Below are 22,035 nucleotides of genomic sequence, written 5' to 3' on the forward strand. Positions count from 1 at the left end.
AAGTTCTTATTATTTTCTGAGACCTAATTTCTCAAGCAGAGCGCGGTAGCCTGTGAGGTTAGTTTTAGAAAGGTAGGAAAGCAGACGCTTTCTCTGGCCTACCATCTTCATCAAACCACGGTGTGTAGAAAAGTCCTTTTTGTTTTCTTTCAGGTGACTGGAAATGCTGTTGATACGCTCAGTCAGCAGGGCTATTTGCGCTTCTACAGAGCCGGTATTTTTTTCGCTTCCACCAAATTCTTTAAAAATATTGGCTTTCTTTTCAACAGTTAAGTAAGACATCTTGTAATTAAATAAAAAAATGATAAAGGTTTATTTAGTCGCTATTTTTCCGGGGCAAAGGTAAATCAAATATTGTGAATTAACAATTTCACATAAATTTTACACGAAAGTCACGCTGGCGTGATCTGTTACCTTGCCATTTTCCGTCCTGAGTACCCTGGACGGGAATTTCTGAAGTAATATATAATCGTGGGTAGCCATTACAACTGCTGCCCCCTCTTCCCTGCTGATCCTGAACAGCAACTGCATAATACCGTCAGAGGTTTCAGGGTCCAGGTTACCGGTAGGTTCGTCTGCGAGGATCAGTTTCGGCGAGTTCAGCATCGCCCGGGCGATGTCCACACGCTGCTGCTCACCACCACTCAGCTCATAAGGCATCTTGAACCCCTTGGTATTCAGTCCCACTTTGTCCAAAACATCTTTGATCTTCTCATCCATCTTCTTATTGTCTGTCCAGCCGGTCGCCTTCAGGGCAAATTTCAGGTTATCATACACGGTCCTGTCCGTCAGCAACTGGAAGTCCTGGAATACCACCCCCAGGTTACGGCGCAGATAAGGTACTTTCTTCCAGTCCATCTTCTTCAGATCAAATCCCACCACCTGACCGGCGCCTTCCTTCAAAGCCAGATCCCCGTAAAGGGTCTTTAGCAGGCTGGATTTACCAGTCCCGGTCCTGCCAATCAGGTATACAAATTCTCCTTTATTCACCGTAATGTTCACGTCAGCAAGGATCAGGGAAGTCCCCTGGTAGATATTCACATTGGATAATTGTATAATCGGTTGTTCTGTCATTTCTGCCGTATGGGTTTAATAATAACAAAAATAGCTATTTATCATCATAACCATTCGCCCTCGCCCGATCCATACCGGAATTTCTTTCAGACAAGGGTGGAGATAGTATAGCGATAGCCTGCGATGCTATACCTAAAGGCGCTATAGTCCTACATTACGCCTACTGTTCTATAGCGTTCGCTATAGAACAGTGCCTATAATGCTATAGTATAGAGCCTGTAGGTAGGAGCCTCTACCGGATTCCGAGGCCATATCAAGACTTTCCATGCGCTCATATCGGGGAAGAAATAAGATTTGGGAACGCATCTTCAAGGCGACTTTCGGCTATACGCCACTGTTTTCAGGTTATAGCGATCACCAGAATGGAAACGCCCGGTAAAGCCGGCCGTTCATAGACGAAGAAGGAACGAATAAGCGTCGGATAAGCGACGAAGACGCGACGGCGAAAGTTAAAAATGGCGTCCTAATAACAACTAAAAAAATAGTTTGTAAACTAACTAATTAGTTTTAACTTAGTCACAGCAAGTTAAATTTCACATTATGTCAGCAGTAAAAACATTGACCAAAGCGGAAGAGCAGGTAATGCAGGCCTTGTGGAAAACAGGCCCCGCATTCGTTAAAGACCTGATAGACGTCCTTCCCGAACCCAAGCCACACTACAATACAGTGTCGACCCTCATAAAGATCCTGCAGGACAAAGGCTTTGTGGACTACAAGGCTTACGGTAAATCCTACCAGTACTTTGCCCTGATCAGCAAGGAGGAATACAGCCGGAATACCATGCAAAACTTCGTAAAAGGGTACTTCTCCGGCTCTTTCAAAGACATGGTTTCTTTCTTCGTCAAAGAAAAAGAGATCAGCGTCAACGAACTGGAACAACTACTGGAACAAATTAAGGACTCCAAAAAAGAACAGCCATGATCGCTTATCTTATCAAAATGCTGGTATGCTCCGCCGTACTATATGGTTACTATGCCCTGGCATTGAAAAATAATCCTTTCCACCGCTGGAATAGGGGGTATCTGCTGCTGGCCACTGCCATCTCCATATTCCTGCCCTTGTTGCAGTTCTCCTTTGCCGGCGCGGCTACTCCCGCATATACAGGTCCGCTGGTAACCGTTTACGCCTATATGACAAAAAAAGTCGGGCAGGCCGGCGTTTCCGGTATGACTTCCTGGATCCCGCCGGGCATCTATACCCTGATAGCTTTATTACTGATCAGCAATATGCTGCGGAACTGGCTGTTCATCAAACGTCTCAGAAACCAGGGGGAACAGACCAGCTTTAACAATTACCTGCTGATCAGGCATCCGCAGGTGAAATCTACCTTTTCTTTCTTCGGCAATATCTTCTGGGGAGAAGAGCTTACACCCGACAGCGAAGAAGGTAAACAGGTGCTCCGGCATGAACTGGCACATGTACAAGGCCGCCATACAGCAGACAAACTTTTCCTGCAGCTGTCCTGTGCCGTTTTTTGGTTCAACCCCTTTTTCCACCTTTTTAAAAGGGAACTGGCCATGGTACATGAATTCCTGGCGGATAAAGCCGTGGCAACCGAAAATGCGCCCGACGACTATGCAAGGACATTATTACAAATGACCCTGCAGACCAAGCGCATGCTTCTTGTCAACAGCTTCTCGCAGGCGCCGGTTAAACGCCGCATCCTCATGCTGTTTACACATAAGGCTAATTATGCGCTGATGAAAAAGATCATCATATTCCCGGTGATGGCAGTTCTGGGCTTTTTTATCGGCTGCCAGCAGGACCTGGACCTGCAATCGCCTGTTAAGAGCGGCGCCGCCCTGCTGAATGCTTCAAGATCATCTGCTGCTACAAATTCCTCAGAAAAAGTATTCACTGTCGTAAGCGATCCTCCAACATTTCCTGGCGGGGAAAAGGAACTGGCCAGATTCCTTTCACATAACATCCGCTACCCGAAAACGGCGCAGGCAAACAATACCACCGGTACTGTATTCGTAAAATTTGTGGTAAACGCTGACGGCAACATCTCACAGGTAGAAACGGTAGGTAAATTTATAGGAGATGGTCTTGAAGACGAATCTATGCGCGTGGTAAACGCCATGCCAAAATGGATACCGGGCAAACAGGACGGTGAGAATGTAAGTGTGGAATTTCATCTGCCCATCCGTTACGTATTGCAATAACACTCCATACTCACAACTAAAAACAAAAAGAGGCTGTCGCTATAAGCAGGCAGCCTCTTTCTATTCAGATCAGGTCTTATCCTGAAGATGATCAATTATATACAAACTCTCCATGAGCACTACGTACCGTCACCTGTTTAGCAGTTGCCGGTTCCACCCTGCCCACGATCTGCGCATCAATACTAAAACTCTTGCTGATCCGGATGATATCTGCAGCAATTTCCTCAGGTACATATAATTCCATACGGTGGCCCATATTGAATACCTGGTACATTTCCTTCCAGCCAGTGCCTGACTGTTCCTGGATCAGCTGGAACAAAGGAGGGACCGGGAACAGGTTGTCCTTAATGACATGCAGGTTATCAATGAAGTGCAGCACTTTCGTTTGAGCACCTCCACTGCAATGCACTAATCCGTGTATACGGGAACGATAGGCTTCCAGTACCTGTTTGATCACCGGTGCATAAGTGCGGGTCGGCGACAAAACCAGTCTGCCGGCGTCTATGGCGCCGAAACCAGGAATGTCGATTTTATCGGTCAGCGCTTTCTTTCCGCTGAATATCAACTCGTAAGGTATACCCGGATCATAGCTCTCAGGATACTTTTCAGCCACTTGTTTATTAAACACATCATGACGGGCGGACGTCAGTCCATTGCTGCCCATGCCTCCGTTATAGAATTTTTCGTAAGAGGCCTGTCCGTAAGAAGCCAATCCGACGATCACATCCCCGGCCTGTATAGTATGGTTAGAGATCACTTCTGCTCTTTTCATGCGGCAGGTGACGGTAGAATCTACGATGATGGTCCGCACCAGGTCTCCTACATCTGCAGTCTCCCCGCCGGTGGAGTGAATACTGATGCCATAACCCCGCAACTCTTCCAGTATTTCTTCTGTGCCATTGATGATAGCCGCGATCACTTCACCAGGTATCAGCTGTTTGTTACGGCCGATAGTGGATGATAACAGGATATTTTCAGTGGCGCCTACACAAAGCAGATCGTCAATGTTCATGATGATAGCATCCTGCGCAATGCCCCTCCACACATCCAGGTTGCCTGTTTCTTTCCAGTAGGTATACGCCAGTGATGATTTGGTGCCGGCGCCGTCTGCATGCATAATATTGCAATAATCGTCCTGCCCGCCCAGGATATCGGGTACTATTTTACAGAAAGCTTTCGGAAACAGTCCCTTGTCAATATGCTTAATAGCGTTGTGCACATCCTCTTTTCCGGCTGAAACGCCGCGCTGCGCGTAGATATTCTGATCCACCAGATAATTTTATTAATGAACAATCTGCTGCAAAAGTAACTGATTAGCCACTTATCTGATATCTAAATGTTGTAATTTGCATAGGATTTTGATCGTTTAAGGCAATTTATGCGGATACACAGGGACCTCACCCATTTGCCAGCTTTGAGGCGGGCTGTTATAACAATTGGTACTTTTGACGGCGTTCACAGCGGTCACCGTTATATTATACAGCAATTGCAGGAAACTGCTGCGGCCTGTGACGGGGAATCCGTGATCATTACTTTCGACCCGCATCCCCGGGAAGTGCTGCAACCCGGCGGCGCACCTGTCAAACTGCTCACTACCCTCGAAGAAAAGACCGAACTGCTGGCCAAACAGGGTATTGATCACCTGGTGATCGTACCTTTCACCAGGGAATTCTCAGAACTTTCGGCCCGGGCTTACCTGGAAGATTTCCTGATAGAAAAATTCAACCCCCACACCATCATAATCGGCTACGACCACCGTTTTGGCCACAACCGTGAGGGCGGACTCGAACTCCTGGAGGCAGAACAGAACAGGTATGGATTCCAGCTGGTAGAAATTCCCCAGCAGATCGTCCACGACCTCGCTGTCAGCTCTACCAAGATCCGCAAAAGCCTGCAGGACGGCAATATCCAGCTGGCCAACGAATTGCTTGGTTATCACTATTTCCTGGAAGGAACGGTGATCCATGGCGATAAAATGGGCAGGCAGCTGGGCTACCCTACTGCTAACATTGAATTGCCTGACCCGCGCAAGCTCATTCCTGCACAGGGCATTTACGCTATAAAAGTTTACCTGGACAAACAGCCCTCACCGCTGAAAGGCGTGATGAGCATAGGCACCCGTCCTACATTTAACGGCATCGACCTCCGCCTGGAGGCGCATATCTTCGATTTCAGCCAGGAAATTTACGACCGGCTGTTAAGAGTGGAGATCATCAGTTACATCAGGGCTAACCTGAAATTTGACAATATTCAGGACCTGATCGCCCAGATGGACAAAGACAGTCTTGCGGCGAAAAATGTGCTGATGTCCTGATCATTTCTGATCGTCAAACAAATGGACAAGACAGTCTCACAGCGAAAAATGGCTGATGTCCTGAACATCCTGTAGTCGGGCAGCGGTCACAGCAAGCGCTGCTTATCAATACATCAGCTTGTATACCAGTTCCTTCATCAGTTCCCCGTCTTCTACACCGCTGTCATTGATACCAATGCTGCGAAGGTTATAGGCATGCAGCAGCAAAATGGCTTTTTCCGTGCCCTCTACGCCGTATTGACGGGCGGCATTGACATAATCCTTCACAAAGAAGGGATGTACGCCTAAAGCGGCTGCAATCTCCTTTTCTCCGCCTTTTACACCGAAGACCATGTTCATTTTGCTAAAGAAATTATACAGGGCCGGCAGTACCATCTGGATAGGGCCCGCCTTGGGGTTGGCGGCAAAATAACGGATAATGCGCATCACCTTGCCAATATCTTTCTGACCCAGTGCATTCTGCAGTTCAAACACATTATATTCCTTGCTGATCCCGACATATTTTTCGATGTCATTCTCATCTATCTTTTTATCGGGCGGCAGGTTGACCAGCAGTTTATCAATTTCATTGGCCATCCTGGAAAGGTCATTACCGATATGGTCTACCAGCAGGATACCCGCTTTTTGAGAAATAGCTCTTCCGAGGCTGCTTACATAGGCTTCCACCCAGCCAGGCAACTGGTTGTCGTACATCTTCTTGGTGCTCAGTAACACCCCTTTCTCCTTGATCAGTTTAGCAAGTTTACTGCGCCCGTCTATCTTACCCTGTTTATGTGCTACCACGAAAATGGTGGAAGACAATGGATTATCGATATAGGTTTCCAGTTTCAGGATATCTTTCATGGACTGTGCCTCCTTCAGCACCACTACCTGCTTCTCGGCAAACATGGGGTAACGGCGGCAGGCGTTGATAACTGTGCTCCAATCCGTGTCCTTTCCATAGAGGATGGTCAGGTTAAACCCTTTCTCGGCATCATCGAGCAGGTGATGTTCAGCATAATTGCTTACCTGGTCAATGAAAAAATCTTCCTCCCCTTCCAACCAGTATAAGGGCTTGTATTTCTTTTGCTTCCAGTCTTTTATAATATCCTGATATTCCATGCTTTATTATTTTGAATACACCACGTCTTCCGTTTCCAGCAAGGGAACGCCTTTAAAACGCATCAACAGCTGTCCGACGGCTATCACATCTTTCTGACAATAATTAGCGATCCTTTCCAGGTCCCTGTCCTGCCAGTATACCTTTGCCACCATGCTGCCGTCAATATCGTCTTTCGGTGTCGGAATGCCCATTACAGCCGTCATCAGTTTCAGGGAAGTATAGTTCTTGAAATCTCCGAACCGCCATAACTGCATGGTATCCAACATCGGCAGTTCCCAGGGTTTAAATCCGTGGATCTGCAATGGCAGGGGCAAAGATAGCTGATGAATAACAGATCGCCTGCAAATAAACGGAATATCAAATTCTTTGATGTTATGTCCGGCAAACTGGAACCGGGGAAATTTTATATGGAACTTATTTACCAATTCTAAAAAACTAGTTAATACAACTTTTTCATCGTCATTATAAAATGATTTTATACGTAGTTGATAACGACCACCTTCTGCATAGAAAAACCCTACGGAAATACAGATTATTTTGCCGAATTCGGCATAAATCCCGGCCCGGTCTGCGTATGCCTCTGTCGGGTTCCCCGTTTCTGGCAAAGTTTTTGCAATTTTGTCCACCCAGAGCGATTGCATATTGTCAGGTAAAAAATCGAAGGCCGCAACAGCGGGAGTTGTTTCAATATCAAGCAGCAATAACTGATCTAAAGATATATTCGGTAACACGATACGTACGGTTTATATTTTTTTGTAATAAAGTATTTTTAACAATTACATTTGCATAAGGAGTTTTAACCATATAACAATTAACTATAAAACACAAAAACGACTATGACTGAGAACACTTTTAACACGCCTGCGGCAGGATCCTCCGGACCTGAAAAGCCTAGAAGCCGTAATGGTCTGATATATGGTATATTGATTGCAGCATTGGCCGGTACATGGATATACATGTTGTATGACAAAAATAAAACTACCGATCAAATTGCTCAACAGGCAACGCAGATAGATTCCATCTCTACTTCAAGAGATGCTTTACAGCAGGAATACAATGCCGCAAATGCGCGTCTGGATGACCTGATCTCCCAGAACAGCCGCATGGATAGCCTGGTAAAAACAAAAGATAAGGAAATTGCCGATATGAAAGCGAGGATCCAGGGCATCCTCTCCAACAAAAATGCTACCCAGAAAGAACTGGCCGAAGCCCGTCGCCTGATCGAAACACTGAAGGGTAACATTGAAAACTATACGGCTACCATCGAACGCCTGGAAGGCGAGAAGATCGTGCTGACAGGTGAGCGTGACAATGCCCGTAAAGAAAGGGATGAAGTAACCACCCAGAGAGACAGCCTGAATAAGAAAGTAAACCTGGGCTCCGTATTACACGCATCCAACATTCATCTGCAGCCTATCAACATTAAAAAGAACGGTAAGGAAGTAGAAACGACAAAGGCTAAACGCGCTGATATGATGCGTGTAAGCTTCGATCTGGATGAGAACAGGATCGCACCAACCGGCGACAAAGAACTGTATGTTGCTATCACTTCTCCTGATGGCTCTCCACTGGCAGTAGAAGCGCTGGGTTCCGGCAGATTCACCCTGGAAGATGGTACTGAAAAATTATATACTGCCAAGAAAACAGTAAACTACGCTACCGGTCAGAAACAAACCGTAAGCATGGACTGGAAACAGAATTCAGATTTCAAACCAGGCGATTACGCTGTTGAGATCTACCATGATGGTTACAAGATCGGTTCCGGCAAAGTAACACTGAAAAAAGGCGGGCTGTTCTAATAGTCTTCGTAACTGATCATATAAGGATCCCGGATGTTCACCCGCTAAAGCGGCAGAACATCCGGGATTTTTTTGTGCCGGAAGACAGTAAGCAAACACAACCATATTTCCACATTTCCAACATTTTGTTAACAATTAGTTATTGGGCAATCATCATATATAAAATTATAATTATTTAGTGTTTATTTGTATTCGATTGTATCATGTGAAAACCGGGGATTACATCAGCTGTGTTTTATGTTACCCCTCTCGAAATTCTGGGAAAGACTAAGTTGTTAAATCAGGTATATATGGTGGAAACCACTAAACAGGTGTATGTTGTTGACGACGATGAAATATTCCATTTCATCCTGAAAAAAATGCTGGAACAGGAAGGAGAAAAACTGGAGGTGACCTCATTCCTGTGTGCGGAAGATGCATTGGAAGAATTACAGCACCCCAAAGGGCACCCTTTACCATCCCTGATCATCCTGGACATGAATATGCAGCGGATGAACGGCTGGGACTTTATAGAGGCCTACCGCGGCATTAAATGTACCCTGACCCAGCAGATCCCCATTATCATGTGCTCCTCCTCTATCGATATGCGCGACATACAGAAGGTGAAACGTACGCCGGAACTAAAGGCTTATATCACCAAACCTCTCGATTCTGAGAAAATGCAGCAGATCAAGGACTATCTCTAAAAAAAGCCAGGAATCAGGAGTCAAGAACCAGGATATGCTCCTCATTCTTAATACCCAATTCCTGCACTATATAATTTACGGCTCCTTCAGGAGCTTCCTCCATTAACTAGGAAATTGCCACTTTTTCTCCGTACATCTCTTCTCTGAGCGCCCTTACCCTTTCATCAGCCAGGTATTCATCGAATGTAGTTAACCTGTCGATAACACCCCTTGGAGTGATCTCGATGATACGGTTGGCTACGGACTGCATGAAGGCATGGTCATGCGTGGTGAACAGCACAATACCTTTGAAGTTCATCATACTCTCGTTGAAAGACTGGATAGATTCCAGGTCCAGGTGGTTAGTAGGCTCGTCCAGCACTACCACGTTAGGGTCCTGCAGCATCATACGGCTCACCATACAACGCACTTTTTCCCCTCCGCTCAATACGCTGGTCTTTTTCATGATCTCGTCGCCGCTGAACAGCATCTTACCCAGGAAACCACGCAGGAACGGCTCATCCACATCAGTTACATGCGGGGGCACATATTGGCGCAGCCAGTCCATCAGGTTCAGTGACGGATCAGTGAAGTATTTGGCGTTATCATTAGGCAAATAAGCGGACGTTACTGTTGTTCCCCACTCAAATTTACCGCCATCAGCAGCCTGTTCGCCATTGATGATCTCAAAGAAAGTGGTCAGTGCCAGGTGTTCCTTTGCCAGGAAGGCGATCTTGTCGCCTTTATTCACGGTAAAGGATACATTACTGAACAGTGGATTACCTTCGATGGATTTCTGCAGTTTTTCCACATTCAGGATCTGGTTACCTACTTCACGCTGCTGCTTGAAGATGATACCAGGATATTTACGGTTGGAAGGCTGGATATCTTCGATAACCAGTTTTTCCAGGGCCTTTTTACGGGAAGTAGCCTGTTTACTTTTGGAAGCGTTGGCACTGAAACGGGCAATGAAGTCCAGCAGGTCCTTACGTTTGTCTTCCATTTTCTTGTTCTTATCGGCTATCTGGCGGGCCATCAGCTGGGAAGATTCGTACCAGAAGCTATAGTTACCGGAGAAGATCTGGATCTTGGCGCGGTCAACGTCTGCCACATGCGTACATACGGCATCCAGGAAGTGACGGTCGTGGGATACTACGATCACAATGTTCTCATAATCAGCCAGGAAGTTTTCCAGCCAGCCGATGGTTTCTACGTCCAGGTGGTTGGTAGGCTCATCCAGCAGCAGGATATCGGGGGTACCGAACAGGGCCTGCGCCAGGAGCACACGCACTTTCAGGTTACCACTCAGGTCCTTCATCTGTAAATTGTGCAGTTCTTCCTTTACGCCCAGATCGCCCAGCAATACGCCGGCATCACTTTCAGCGGTATAACCGCCCATCTCGCCATATTCAGCTTCCAGCTCACCTGCACGCATACCGTCCTCCTCGGTAAAATCAGCCTTGGCATAGATCGCATCTCTTTCATGCGCTATTTCCCACAGCTTTTTATTTCCCATCAGTACGGTATTCAGTACAGTCACTTCGTCAAATTCGAAGTGGTTCTGCTTCAGAACACTCATACGTTCACCAGGTGTGATCTCGACAGTACCCTTGGTAGGGTCAATCTCACCTGATAATATTTTAAGGAAGGTGGATTTACCGGCTCCATTGGCGCCGATCACACCATAACAGTTACCTTTGGTGAAATTGAGGTTAACTTCATCAAACAACACCCTTTTTCCGAAAGAAAGCGATACGTTTTTAACACTGATCATGCTGGCTAAAGAAATTTAAGGCGCAAAGTTAGTAAATGTTCCTGGTTTTACCGTTTGTGGTTTATTCTTTGTAACGATCATCAGATGGATACTTATACCCAACAGGTTAATAAAGAGCTCCTGGCCTGGCAAAAAGCCATGCAGCGGGGCATCAGCCTTCCTGCTAAGCTAAGCCGGGGGCTGCAGCAGAAAATTAACCGGGTCATTCCGGAAAAGGTACACGTAGCCCTGACCAGCGCAGTCAAACAAACGACCCGGGCGGTTATCTCCGGCGCGGGCTTCACCAGTCCTCCTCCCTTATTTGAGGAAGATCTGGCCATCCGCGAATCGAAAGTGCGGGAGCGCATCAACTTTTACAAAACGACGGCCGCTACTGAAGGCGCCCTGACAGGAGCCGGCGGTATCCTGCTTGGCCTGGCCGATTTTCCCCTGTTTCTGACCATCAAGATGAAGATGTTATTTGACATTGCCGCCCTCTATGGCCGTAATGTGAACGACTATAAGGAACGTCTCTTCATCCTCCATATTTTCTTCATTACTTTCTCTACCCAGGACTTCCGCAACAAACTATACCCGATCATTGCCGACTGGGAGCATTACAGCCGCGAACTACCTGAAGATATCCATGCCTTCGACTGGCGTAACTTTCAGCAACAATACCGGGACTACCTCGATCTGGCCAAGCTGCTTCAGCTCATGCCCATCATCGGGGCGGCCGTTGGCGCCTATGTCAATCACCGCCTGACGGACAAACTTGGCCACAGCGCCATGAATGCTTACCGCTTACGACTAATGAAACAGTAATAGCTGTCGTGACTTATCTTGGGACGCTGTCGGCGCATACGTCAATCACCGCCAGACAGACAAACTTGGACAGAGTACCATGAATGCTTACCGCTTACGACTAATGAAACAGTAATAGCTATCGTGACGTATCTTTACGCTCTCTATGTATAAACGATACGCTATCTAACTTTATTAAACTCCGTAGTATATGACCAGGTACGATGAAATCTTCGAGAACAACAGGATGTGGATGGCTTCCAAAACAGCCGCAGACAAAGGATTTTTTGAAAAACTGGCCGAGGAGCAGAACCCGGACTACCTTTACATCGGCTGCAGCGACAGTCGCGTGCCCACCAATGAGATCATGGGACTGGATGCCGGCGAGGTCTTTGTACACCGTAACATCGCCAACCTGGTGAACAATGTGGATCTGAGCGTCATGGCCGTTATCAATTATGCCGTACGGCACCTTGGCGTAAAACACATCATTGTATGCGGTCACTATAACTGTGGCGGCGTTAAAGCGGCTATGCAGCCCGCCGACCTCGGATTGCTCAACCCCTGGTTGCGTAACATCCGCGATGTATACCGTTTGCACCGCCAGGAGCTGGATGCCATTGAAGACGATACTGCCCGTTACAACCGCCTCGTGGAACTGAATGTGCAGGAACAATGTGTGAATGTTATCAAAACAGCGGCTGTACAGCAATCCTATGTTGAAAGAGGTTATCCTACTGTACATGGTTGGGTATATGACCTCTACACCGGCCAGCTGATAGATCTGAAGATCGACTTCGAAGGCATACTGCACAATATCCAGGAAATCTATGACCTGACCGGTAAGGGATTAATGAAGAAAAAGGGTGAACAATGACGGGACCTATCGGTGTATTTGATTCCGGTTACGGCGGCCTGACAGTATTAAAGGAGATCATAGCTACGCTTCCGCAATATGACTATATCTACCTTGGTGACAATGCACGCGCACCTTATGGCAACCGCGGCTTTGATACCATCCATGCCTATACGCTTCAGTGTGTACAGCACCTGTTCGATATGGGCTGCCCGCTGGTAATACTTGCCTGTAATACTGCTTCTGCCCGGGCACTCCGCACTATCCAGCAGAAAGACCTGCCGCGCATTGCGCCGGATCGCCGTGTGCTGGGTGTGATCCGTCCTACTACTGAAATGGTAGGGACACTGACGCAGAGCGGCGAAGTGGGTATTCTTGCTACTAAAGGCACCGTAGCTTCTGAGTCCTATCCCATCGAGATCAACAAGTTCTTCCCGCATGTCAGGGTACATCAACTCGCTTGCCCCATGTGGGTGCCGATCGTTGAGAATGGTGAGGCTGATGGCGAAGGCGCTGATTATTTTGTCAAAAAATATCTGCATCAGATATTGACAGACGCACCTGACATTGATACCCTGGTATTAGCTTGTACGCACTATCCTATCTTAACCAAAAAGATCCGGCAGTTCCTTCCCGGTGGGATTACACTGCTATCTCAGGGGAAGATCGTTGCGCATAGTCTGAAAGATTATCTGCAACGTCATCCGGAAATGGAGGTACGACTGAGTAAGAACGGTGGGAGGAAGTACTTTACTACGGATGATCCGGTAATATTTGAGAAGCAGACGGAGATCTTTTTGGGGGAGACGGTGAAGACGGAGTTTATTAATCCGTGAGGTACGGATGATGATTATAATACCGCGTATAGTAGCTTTTCCTACGCTTTGAGTGATTTCTTTTCTGTGTGATAAATGGATAATATTCCATCTATTTTGCGAATGCAGTGACCGGATTCCGGGTTATAGTACCGCGTATAGTAGCTCGGTTTCAGTATGGGATCGCGGTCGGCGCCTCTTTGATTGAATCTCTATTGGGCGTTTTCAAGCGTATGGGCTTGGGATGTCTGTTTAGCTGCATCGATCGTGTGTCAAAGAGCCGAAGGCCCGCGATTCCCATCTGAAACCGGTGCTACTTATACGCTCCCTATTAGTTGCTTTTCCTCCGCTTTCAATGACTTTTCTTAACTGTCTCATAAATGGATAATATTCCATCTATTTTGCGAATGCAGTGACCGGATTCCGGATTATAGTACCGCGTATAGTAGCTCAGTTTCAGTATGGGATCGCGGTCGGCGCCTCTTTGATTGAATCTCTATTGGGCGTTTTCAAGCGTATGGGCTTGGAATGTCTGTTTAGCTGCATCGATCGTGTGTCAAAGAGCCGAAGGCCCGCAATTCCCATCTGAAACCGGTGCTACTTATACGCTCCCTATTAGTTGCTTTTCCTCCGCTTTCAGTGAATTCCTTTCTGTGTAATAAATGGATGTTGTCTCTCACTTATCAGTCATACAATCATTGTTGTAATGTGGAGCTATTAGATTACATACCTGCCTTCAGCGGCTCGGTTAAGTGAATTCTCTTTATCCAATAACTATGCTGGATAAGGTTTTCGTGATTCAACCAATACGATCCATAGGCGTTTTCAAGAAGGCGTTCATTCTGTGTGCATGGCCAATAAGGTTAAGACAACAAAGAAACTATCTCTGATATTTATCGTGTAGTACGTATATAATACGTGTATGGTATATACCGCCTCATAAAAGCAATTGGGATGCGTTTTACCACATTTTCTGAAATTTGATTCGACAAGAGACTTACTTACAATTGGAGGTCCGGAAGTAGCAAGCGGTTTCAGGTGGGAATCACTGGCCTTAGTTATTTGAAGCATGTTCACACGATTGACGGGGGTTTAATACATATTCAAAAGCTTACACGATTCCAACTGCCTAATAGCACGCAGCTTCAAAGAACTACAGCCAGTGATCCCAGCCTGAAACCGCAGCTACTTCCAATAAACGAACAAACAACAATAGAAAAGCCCATAGATCGAAAGACCTATGGATTTAAGAGAACTACAGCCAGTGATCCCGGCCTGAAACCGCAGCTACTTCCAATGAATGAACAAACAACAATAAAAAAGCCCATAGATCGAAAGACCTATGGGCTTAAAAATATCAACATCAAACTATTTCCCTTCCAATCCAAGCAGGAACGCATATTGCAACGCAACATCCTCGAGGCTCTTGAAACGCCCGGAAGCCCCACCATGCCCCGCCTCCATGTTGGTATGCAGCAGTAACATATGGTTATCTGTTTTGAATTCACGCAGCTTCGCCACCCATTTTGCAGGCTCCCAATATTGCACCTGTGAGTCATGCAGGCCTGTTGTTACAAGCATGTTAGGATATGCCTGTGCCTTTACATTATCGTAAGGAGAATAAGCCTTCATATAGTCATAGTATTCCTTCTTCTTTGGATTACCCCATTCGTCAAATTCACCGGTAGTTAATGGAATACTTTCGTCAAGCATCGTTGTCAGTACATCCACAAATGGAACCGCTGCAATGACACCGTTCCAGAGCGCAGGACGCATATTGACAACTGCACCCATCAACAAGCCGCCGGCACTGCCTCCCATGGCGTAGAGATGTGAACTGTCAGTATAATGGGCTTTTACAAGATAGTCAGCACAATCGATGAAGTCTGTAAACGTGTTCATCTTCTTGAACAGCTTACCATCTTCATACCATTGCCGCCCCATCTCCTCTCCTCCTCTGATATGCGCAATAGCATAGGCAAATCCCCTGTCCAGTAAGCTCAAACGGTTACTGCTGAAGGAGGGCTCTATACTGACACCGTAAGAACCATAGCCATACAGCAACAGTGGTCCCTTGCCATTTTTCTCGAATCCTTTTTTGTATACAATGGAGACAGGTACTTTCACGCCATCCCTGGCAGTAACGTACAAGCGCTCTGTAACATAATCCTTCGGATCATAGCCGCCCAATACCTCCTGGCGTTTACGCAGCTCACTCTTTTTGGCATCCATGTCGTAATCGTAGGTAGATACCGGCGTTGTCATGGATGTATATGAGTAGCGGAGCGTCTTTGTATCAAACTCAGGATTGACCGAGATGGACGCAAGGTAGGCAGGTTCTTCAAACTTCAGGTAGTGATCTTCTTTTGTACGGGAGTTGATCACGCGCAATTGTGTAAGACCATTCTTACGCTCACTCAGCACCATATGATCACGGAACAGTTCAATGCCCTGTAACAATACATCTGCACGATGAGGAATGACCTCTTTCCAGTTACTGCCGGCGGTTTTATCCTGCGGACATTCCATCAGGCGGAAGTTCACAGCATCCCAGTTCGTCACGATATAGAATTTGTCATCCTTGTGATCAATATCGTATAGATGATCGCGCCGGCGTGGTTCAAAAACGTGAAATGCACCATCAGGTTTGGAAGCATCCAGTATACGATATTCAGAAGAGACCGTACTATGGCTTTGTATCATGATGAATTTACCTGATTTTGAACGGGCAACATCCACATAGAAGGTTTCATCCTTCTCATTGAACACTTCCTTGTCCTGAGCCGCATCCGTACCGGCAACATGCCGCAGGATACGTTCTTCCCTCAGCGTAACCGGGTTCTTGACAGTGTAGAAGAAAGTCTTGTTATCGCTTGCCCAGGCTGCACTGCCGGAAGTTTCCCTGATCGCCTCCGGCAATACTTCCCCTGTCTGCAGGTTCTTGATATAGATAGTATACTGACGACGGCTTACCGTATCAACACCATAGGCCAGCCATTGTGCATCAGGGCTTACAGACATCCCTCCCACATGGTAGTAGTCGTGGCCTGCGGCCAGCACGTTCACATCCAGCATCACTTCTTCTGTACCTTCCAGGCTGCCTTTTTTACGGCAGTATATCGGGTACTCTTTGCCTTGTGTAAAACGGGTGTAATAATAGTAACCATTCTTCAGGTAAGGTACGCTGGCATCTGTTTCCATAATACGCCCCCTCATCTCCTCGTACAACTTCTTTCTCATACCGGCGGAAGACTCCAGCATGGTATCCAGGTAGTTATTCTCTGCCTTGAGATACGCAATGACTTTGGGGTCATTCCGGTCATTCATCCAATAGTATTTGTCTATCCTGGTTTCACCGTGTATGGTCATCGCCGTATCTATCTGTTCGGCTACAGGTGGCTTTATTGTTTTGACTTCTGCTGACATACTTTTCTTATTTTCCTTACAGGCAAACAGGCCCATGCCTGACAACATTATGGCAAATGCAGCGGCTTTCCTCATAGGTGACAAATTGAGGCTACGAATGTAATACTTATCCTGTTACACAATCTTCATTTTTTGGGCGTCCCAGTGGATCACTTTTTTACTGAAGTAACTCTCATTGGTAACCAATGCAGGACCTGCTGCACGGAGTCCAAAGGAGGCGTCTTCCACAACAGGCCTGCCCGTACGCATGGCCTCAAAGAAGTTGATAAAATGATCCAGACGGGCATCGTATCCCCTTGGGGCAGCATAAGCGCTTTCTGAACGCTGTGCCGGCTTACGGCTTTCCTCAGGATATTTTGCATTGTACTGTTTTACATAAGCTTCCTGGGTAGCTTTTGTAAAAGTATTATAGGTATCCCAGCCACCATAACCAGGTGCTGAAGAGAGTTTATGCTTTTTGATCTTGAAATCATCCCATCCCAGTTCCAGCACCCCGTCTGTACCAATAAAGCGGGTAAATTCACCACCGCCTCCACCGTCAGCGAAGTTGACACGTAAGGTTACCTGGAAGGCTGCATGCGCTTTTGTTTCCGGATAATCAAAGATCGCGACCACAACATCCGGAACATCACGCCCGTCTTTCCATTGTACCAGGTTGCCGCTGGCAAAGATGCGCTCGGGGCCCAGTGAGCCCGTAATGAAGTGCAGGCCGGAGATGAGGTGAACGAACAGATCGCCCGGTACACCGGTACCATATGCCCGGTAGTTGCGCCAGCGGAAGAAACGGGTGGGATCGAAAGGTACTTTGGCGGTATCTTTGAGGAAAGTGTCAAAGTCTACGGTAGCGGGAGAGGCATCGGGCGGAATGGAATACTGCCAGGCGCCCAGGGCATCATGACGGTCTATCCTGGCTTCTACAATGTTCAGCTGACCTATTTCCCCTGCCTCATAGCGCTTCTTTGCTTCTGCGAGGGCAATACTGCTCACACGCTGGCTACCTACCTGGAAAACGGCCTTTGTGCGCTGCTGGGTGGCAATCACCTTATGCCCTTCTTCAATCTGCTGTACCATGGGTTTCTCGCAGTATACAGCCTTGCCTTTTTCCATAGCGTCAATAGAGATAGTATCGTGCCAGTGATCGGGTGTGGCTACGATCACGGCGTCAATGTCCTTCCTGTTCAGCAGCTCGCGGTAGTCGCGGGTAGTAAAGATGTCTTTACCATACACTTCTTTGACTTTCGCAAGGTGACCATCATACAGGTCGGCGGCTGCCACGAATTCCACACCGGGCGCTTTCAGCGCCGTTTCTACGTCGCCGAAGCCCATAATGCCCATACCGATACAACCGATACGGATCTTGTCGTTGGCAGCAATGCGGGTGTTGGGTTGTAGGATATGGACCTGTTCTTTTCCTAAAGCGGCCAATGAACCGGCGCCCATCAGGGCGGCTGTTCCTCCGAGGTTACGGAGAAATTTTCTCCTGGAGTTGTCTGTCATAACGTAAAATTTGTGTGCAAACGGGTTTAAACTAAAACAATATACAAAAAAAATCCCCCTCGTTCCAGCGAGGGGGATCATGGTATTCACCAAATGCAATCGTGACAAAGACTATTTTTCGTAGCTGAAACCTGCGGCAATGTATTCGCGGTTCAGACGTGCAATATTTGTCAGGGAAATTTCTTTCGGACATTCTGCCTCACAGGCGCCGGTGTTGGTACAGCTGCCAAAACCTTCCTTGTCCATCTGTGCCACCATATTCAGGGCCCTTGTCCTCTTCTCAGGCTGTCCCTGTGGCAGCAATGCCAGTTGGGATACTTTCGCTGAAACGAAGAGCATAGCAGAAGAGTTTTTACAAGCCGCTACGCAGGCGCCGCAACCGATACATGCTGCTGCCGCAAACGCTGCATCTGCTTTATCTTTTGGCACCAGGATATTGTTGGCATCCTGGGCGTTACCTGTATTTACAGAAACATAACCACCGGCTTCGATAATACGGTCAAATGCACCTCTGTCTACGGTCAGGTCTTTCACTACCGGGAAAGATCCTGCTCTCCATGGCTCAACAGTGATGGTATCGCCATCCTTGAAAGCGCGCATGTGCAGCTGGCAGGTGGTAGTACCAGCCCACGGACCATGTGCACGGCCGTTAATATGCATGGAACACGCACCACAGATACCTTCACGACAATCGTGGTCAAACGCTATCGGCTCTTTACCTTCATTGATCAGGCGCTCATTCAGCACGTCAAACATTTCCAGGAATGACATTTCGGAAGAAATGCCGCTTACCGGATAAGTTTCAAATTTCCCCTGGGCGTCTGTGTTTTTCTGCCTCCACACTTTAAGTGTGAGATTCATAGTATAATGTTCCATATCTATTGGACTATTATTATTGTGAAAATTATTTATAGCTACGTTGAGTTGGTTTACATTCTACAAACTCAAGAGCTTCTTTGTGCAACTCGAACTGGCTTTCACCTTTATATTCCCATGCTGCTACATAGCTGAAGTTTTCATCATCACGTTGTGCTTCTCCATCCGGTGTTTGTGATTCTTCACGGAAGTGACCACCACAGGATTCACGACGGTTCAGCGCATCCAGGCACATCAGTTCTCCCAGCTCCAGGAAGTCAGCTACACGGCCGGCTTTTTCCAGTTCAGGGTTGAATTCGTTGGCATCGCCAGGGATACGTACATCGCTCCAGAATTCCTTGCGTAAAGCCTGGATCTCAACGATCGCTTCCTTCAGTCCCTGTTCATTACGGGCCATACCGCATTTATCCCACATGATCTTACCCAGTTTCTTGTGGAAGTGATCTACGGATTTGGTGCCCTTAATGCTCATCAGCTTATCGATAGTAGCCTGAACATTCTTTTCAGCTTCTACGAATGCAGGATGATCCAGGGAAATTGCTTTGGTCTTGATATCATCAGCCAGGTAGTTACCCAATGTATAAGGAATAACGAAGTAACCATCAGCCAGCCCCTGCATCAGTGCCGAAGCACCCAGGCGGTTTGCACCGTGATCGGAGAAGTTTGCTTCACCCAGTGCATACAGACCGGTTACGGTTGTCATCAGTTCATAATCCACCCACAGGCCACCCATGGTATAGTGTACTGCAGGGTAAATGCGCATTGGCACTTCATATGGATTTTCGCCGGTGATCTTGGCGTACATATCGAAGAGGTTACCGTATTTCTCAGCTACCACTTCTTTACCCAGTTTACGGATCTCTTCCGGAGTAGGATTGGACAGCTGTCTTTTGCTGGCCTCTATTCTTCCGTAACGGTCCATGTTATATGCGAAATCCAGGTATACGGCCTGCTTGGAGCTACCCACACCATAACCGGCATCGCATCTTTCCTTGGCAGCGCGGGATGCCACGTCACGTGGTACCAGGTTACCGAAGGCAGGATACCTTCTTTCGAGGTAGTAATCCCTTTCGTCTTCAGGAATATCAGAAGGTTTGCGGGTATCGTTCTGTTTTTTAGGCACCCATATACGGCCATCGTTACGGAGCGACTCAGACATCAGCGTCAGCTTGGACTGGTGATCTCCGGAAACAGGGATACAGGTAGGGTGGATCTGTGTAAAGCAAGGGTTACCGAAGAAAGCGCCTTTACGGGTTGCTTTCCAGGCTGCTGTTACGTTAGATCCCATCGCGTTGGTAGACAGGTAGAACACGTTACCATAACCACCACTTGCCAGTAATACAGCGTGACCGAAGTGACGTTCCAGTTTACCGGTGATGAGGTTGCGGGCAATAATACCGCGTGCTTTACCATCTATTACTACGATGTCCAGCATTTCATGACGGTTGTACATGGTCACGTTGCCTAAAGCCACCTGGCGCTCCAGTGCGGAGTATGCACCCAGGAGCAGCTGCTGACCGGTCTGACCGGCGGCGTAGAAGGTACGCTGTACCTGTGTTCCACCGAAAGAGCGGTTGCTCAGCAATCCGCCATATTCGCGGGCAAAAGGAACACCCTGTGCCACACACTGGTCTATAATATTGCCACTTACCTCTGCCAGACGATGCACATTGGCTTCACGGGCACGGTAGTCGCCACCTTTTACAGTATCATAAAACAAACGGAACACTGAGTCACCGTCGTTCTGGTAATTCTTTGCAGCGTTGATACCACCCTGTGCAGCAATACTGTGCGCACGGCGTGGACTGTCCTGAAAACAGAAAGCTTTCACCTTATAACCTAACTCACCCAAAGAAGCAGCAGCCGAAGCCCCCGCCAGGCCAGTGCCCACGATGATCACTTCCATGTTGCGCTTGTTAGCCGGGTTCACCAGCTTACAATGCCCCTTATAATCTTCCCATTTCTTATCTAATGGACCGGCAGGAATTTTTGAGTTCAACATATATCCTTACTTTACTAAATTGATTTGAAATATATAACCACGGGAATAATGGCAAAGCCAATAGGGATCAGGATCCCGAACAACCAAACACCTACGAAGTTGATGAGGCCATTGTACTTAACGTGGTTCAGGCCAAATGTCTGGAAGGCGCTTTTAAACCCATGAATCAGGTGGAAAGATAAACCGATCATACCAATCACATACAGGATCACCATCCATAATTGCTTGAATGCCTCCTGTACAACAAGGTAAAGGTTATTGTATTCCTCTCCTTTATAAGTCACAGGCCGTACGTCTCCATAGTGCATCCAGTACCAGAAGTCTTTCAGGTGAATAATCAGGAAAATCAGCAGGATACTACCCATGATAGCCATCTGGCGGCTGAACCAGGAAGAAGTCTGATTGCCGGGATTGATAGCGTACTTTACCGGACGGGCAGCCCTGTTGCGGAAGGTAAGTTGAAAAGCAAGAATAGCGTGGATAAGAATAACAACCTTTAAACCCCAGGCTATAAACTGGATAAGGCCGTTGTGACTCATGAATGCGGCATAAACATTAAAAGCCTCACCCTCATCTTCTTTGAGCAAGGCGAGATTACCAGCCAGGTGCACGATAACAAAACTACACAGAAAGAGACCGGTAGCACCCACTAATAATTTTTTACCGATAGAGGTATTAAAGAACTGTGACCACTTCATAAGTTAAAATCTAAGCTTCCTAAAAGATGATATGATAATATTTCGAATATATCGCGCAAATTTAGCGCAGGAAAAATTAAAACCAAATGATATTTCTCAGTTTTTGGTTTGAAACTGAGCGCCAATCCATTGTTTTGGCCCCGGCCATCGGGTTCAGGGAGAACATACGCCACTGACCTGCCGGTATAG

At 47.1% G+C, this 22,035-nt stretch carries 19 protein-coding genes; 8 read left to right on the top strand and 11 right to left on the bottom strand.

Annotated features, from left to right (window positions below; translation table 11 throughout):
* Nucleotides 1–9: 9 nt before the first annotated feature.
* Together rpsO and MYF79_RS28515 are read right to left on the bottom strand one after the other, a co-directional pair.
* Entirely contained in the window at nt 10–282 is a 273-nt protein-coding gene (gene rpsO, locus MYF79_RS28510; RefSeq protein ID WP_012794085.1) for a 30S ribosomal protein S15, read from the bottom strand.
* Between the two features lie 99 nt (nt 283–381).
* A complete protein-coding gene (locus tag MYF79_RS28515; RefSeq protein ID WP_247811262.1) occupies nt 382–1,074 on the bottom strand; it encodes a cell division ATP-binding protein FtsE in 693 nt (230 codons plus the stop codon).
* Between the two features lie 540 nt (nt 1,075–1,614).
* On the opposite strand from MYF79_RS28515, the gene MYF79_RS28520 reads away from it, so the two are divergent.
* The gene (locus MYF79_RS28520) at nt 1,615–1,995 is read left to right on the top strand and encodes a BlaI/MecI/CopY family transcriptional regulator (RefSeq protein ID WP_247811263.1); all 381 of its coding nucleotides are present in this window, start codon (nt 1,615–1,617) and stop codon (nt 1,993–1,995) included.
* Nucleotides 1,992–3,239, top strand: coding sequence for a TonB family protein (locus MYF79_RS28525; RefSeq protein WP_247811264.1), 1,248 nt, complete (start codon nt 1,992–1,994; stop codon nt 3,237–3,239). The genes MYF79_RS28520 and MYF79_RS28525 overlap by 4 nt, the downstream gene beginning before the upstream one ends.
* Nucleotides 3,240–3,330: 91 nt before the next feature.
* On the opposite strand, the gene MYF79_RS28530 is transcribed toward MYF79_RS28525, so the two are convergent.
* The gene (locus MYF79_RS28530) at nt 3,331–4,509 is read right to left on the bottom strand and encodes an AIR synthase related protein (RefSeq protein ID WP_247811265.1); all 1,179 of its coding nucleotides are present in this window, start codon (nt 4,507–4,509) and stop codon (nt 3,331–3,333) included.
* A gap of 108 nt (nt 4,510–4,617) precedes the next feature.
* On the opposite strand from MYF79_RS28530, the gene MYF79_RS28535 reads away from it, so the two are divergent.
* Nucleotides 4,618–5,553, top strand: coding sequence for a bifunctional riboflavin kinase/FAD synthetase (locus tag MYF79_RS28535; protein WP_247811266.1), 936 nt, complete (start codon nt 4,618–4,620; stop codon nt 5,551–5,553).
* Between the two features lie 105 nt (nt 5,554–5,658).
* Here the strand turns inward: MYF79_RS28535 and holA are convergent, their stop codons facing one another.
* Both holA and MYF79_RS28545 read right to left on the bottom strand, forming a co-directional pair.
* Nucleotides 5,659–6,654 (bottom strand): DNA polymerase III subunit delta, encoded by a 996-nt coding sequence (gene holA, locus MYF79_RS28540; protein WP_247811267.1) that lies wholly within the window; start codon nt 6,652–6,654, stop codon nt 5,659–5,661.
* Nucleotides 6,655–6,660: 6 nt separating this feature from the next.
* Nucleotides 6,661–7,386 carry a ribonuclease H-like domain-containing protein gene (locus MYF79_RS28545; RefSeq protein WP_247811268.1) on the bottom strand — a complete coding sequence of 242 codons (726 nt, stop codon included), beginning with the start codon at nt 7,384–7,386 and terminating at the stop codon, nt 6,661–6,663.
* Between the two features lie 105 nt (nt 7,387–7,491).
* Between MYF79_RS28545 and MYF79_RS28550 the strand changes: the two genes are divergently transcribed.
* Both MYF79_RS28550 and MYF79_RS28555 read left to right on the top strand, forming a co-directional pair.
* On the top strand, nt 7,492–8,454 hold the full coding sequence (locus MYF79_RS28550; protein WP_247811269.1) for a hypothetical protein: 963 nt from the start codon (nt 7,492–7,494) through the stop codon (nt 8,452–8,454).
* Nucleotides 8,455–8,744: 290 nt separating this feature from the next.
* A complete protein-coding gene (locus MYF79_RS28555; RefSeq protein ID WP_247811270.1) occupies nt 8,745–9,140 on the top strand; it encodes a response regulator in 396 nt (131 codons plus the stop codon).
* A 106-nt stretch (nt 9,141–9,246) separates the two neighbouring features.
* On the opposite strand, the gene MYF79_RS28560 is transcribed toward MYF79_RS28555, so the two are convergent.
* Complete coding sequence (locus MYF79_RS28560) at nt 9,247–10,893, bottom strand: ABC-F family ATP-binding cassette domain-containing protein (protein WP_247811271.1); 1,647 nt, start codon at nt 10,891–10,893, stop codon at nt 9,247–9,249.
* 84 nt (nt 10,894–10,977) lie between these two features.
* Between MYF79_RS28560 and MYF79_RS28565 the strand changes: the two genes are divergently transcribed.
* The 3 genes from MYF79_RS28565 to murI all read left to right on the top strand — a co-directional run bounded on the left by MYF79_RS28565 (nt 10,978) and on the right by murI (nt 13,368).
* Nucleotides 10,978–11,697 carry an EcsC family protein gene (locus tag MYF79_RS28565; RefSeq protein WP_247811272.1) on the top strand — a complete coding sequence of 240 codons (720 nt, stop codon included), beginning with the start codon at nt 10,978–10,980 and terminating at the stop codon, nt 11,695–11,697.
* A 190-nt stretch (nt 11,698–11,887) separates the two neighbouring features.
* Nucleotides 11,888–12,553: a carbonic anhydrase gene (locus MYF79_RS28570; RefSeq protein WP_247811273.1), complete on the top strand. Its 666-nt coding sequence runs from the start codon at nt 11,888–11,890 to the stop codon at nt 12,551–12,553.
* Nucleotides 12,550–13,368: a glutamate racemase gene (gene murI / locus MYF79_RS28575; protein ID WP_247811274.1), complete on the top strand. Its 819-nt coding sequence runs from the start codon at nt 12,550–12,552 to the stop codon at nt 13,366–13,368. Before MYF79_RS28570 ends, murI begins: the two co-directional genes overlap by 4 nt.
* Before the next feature lie 1,347 nt (nt 13,369–14,715).
* On the opposite strand, the gene MYF79_RS28580 is transcribed toward murI, so the two are convergent.
* The 5 genes from MYF79_RS28580 to MYF79_RS28600 form a co-directional block, all read right to left on the bottom strand.
* The gene (locus tag MYF79_RS28580) at nt 14,716–16,848 is read right to left on the bottom strand and encodes a S9 family peptidase (RefSeq protein WP_247811275.1); all 2,133 of its coding nucleotides are present in this window, start codon (nt 16,846–16,848) and stop codon (nt 14,716–14,718) included.
* 39 nt (nt 16,849–16,887) lie between these two features.
* Nucleotides 16,888–18,270: a Gfo/Idh/MocA family protein gene (locus MYF79_RS28585; protein ID WP_247811276.1), complete on the bottom strand. Its 1,383-nt coding sequence runs from the start codon at nt 18,268–18,270 to the stop codon at nt 16,888–16,890.
* A 111-nt stretch (nt 18,271–18,381) separates the two neighbouring features.
* Entirely contained in the window at nt 18,382–19,146 is a 765-nt protein-coding gene (locus MYF79_RS28590; RefSeq protein WP_247811277.1) for a succinate dehydrogenase/fumarate reductase iron-sulfur subunit, read from the bottom strand.
* 28 nt (nt 19,147–19,174) lie between these two features.
* Nucleotides 19,175–21,148 (bottom strand): fumarate reductase/succinate dehydrogenase flavoprotein subunit, encoded by a 1,974-nt coding sequence (locus tag MYF79_RS28595; RefSeq protein WP_247811278.1) that lies wholly within the window; start codon nt 21,146–21,148, stop codon nt 19,175–19,177.
* Between the two features lie 14 nt (nt 21,149–21,162).
* Complete coding sequence (locus MYF79_RS28600; RefSeq protein WP_247811279.1) at nt 21,163–21,846, bottom strand: succinate dehydrogenase cytochrome b subunit; 684 nt, start codon at nt 21,844–21,846, stop codon at nt 21,163–21,165.
* Nucleotides 21,847–22,035: the final 189 nt, after the last annotated feature.

It is taken from the genome of Chitinophaga filiformis, assembly GCF_023100805.1.
Lineage (GTDB): Bacteria > Bacteroidota > Bacteroidia > Chitinophagales > Chitinophagaceae > Chitinophaga > Chitinophaga filiformis_B.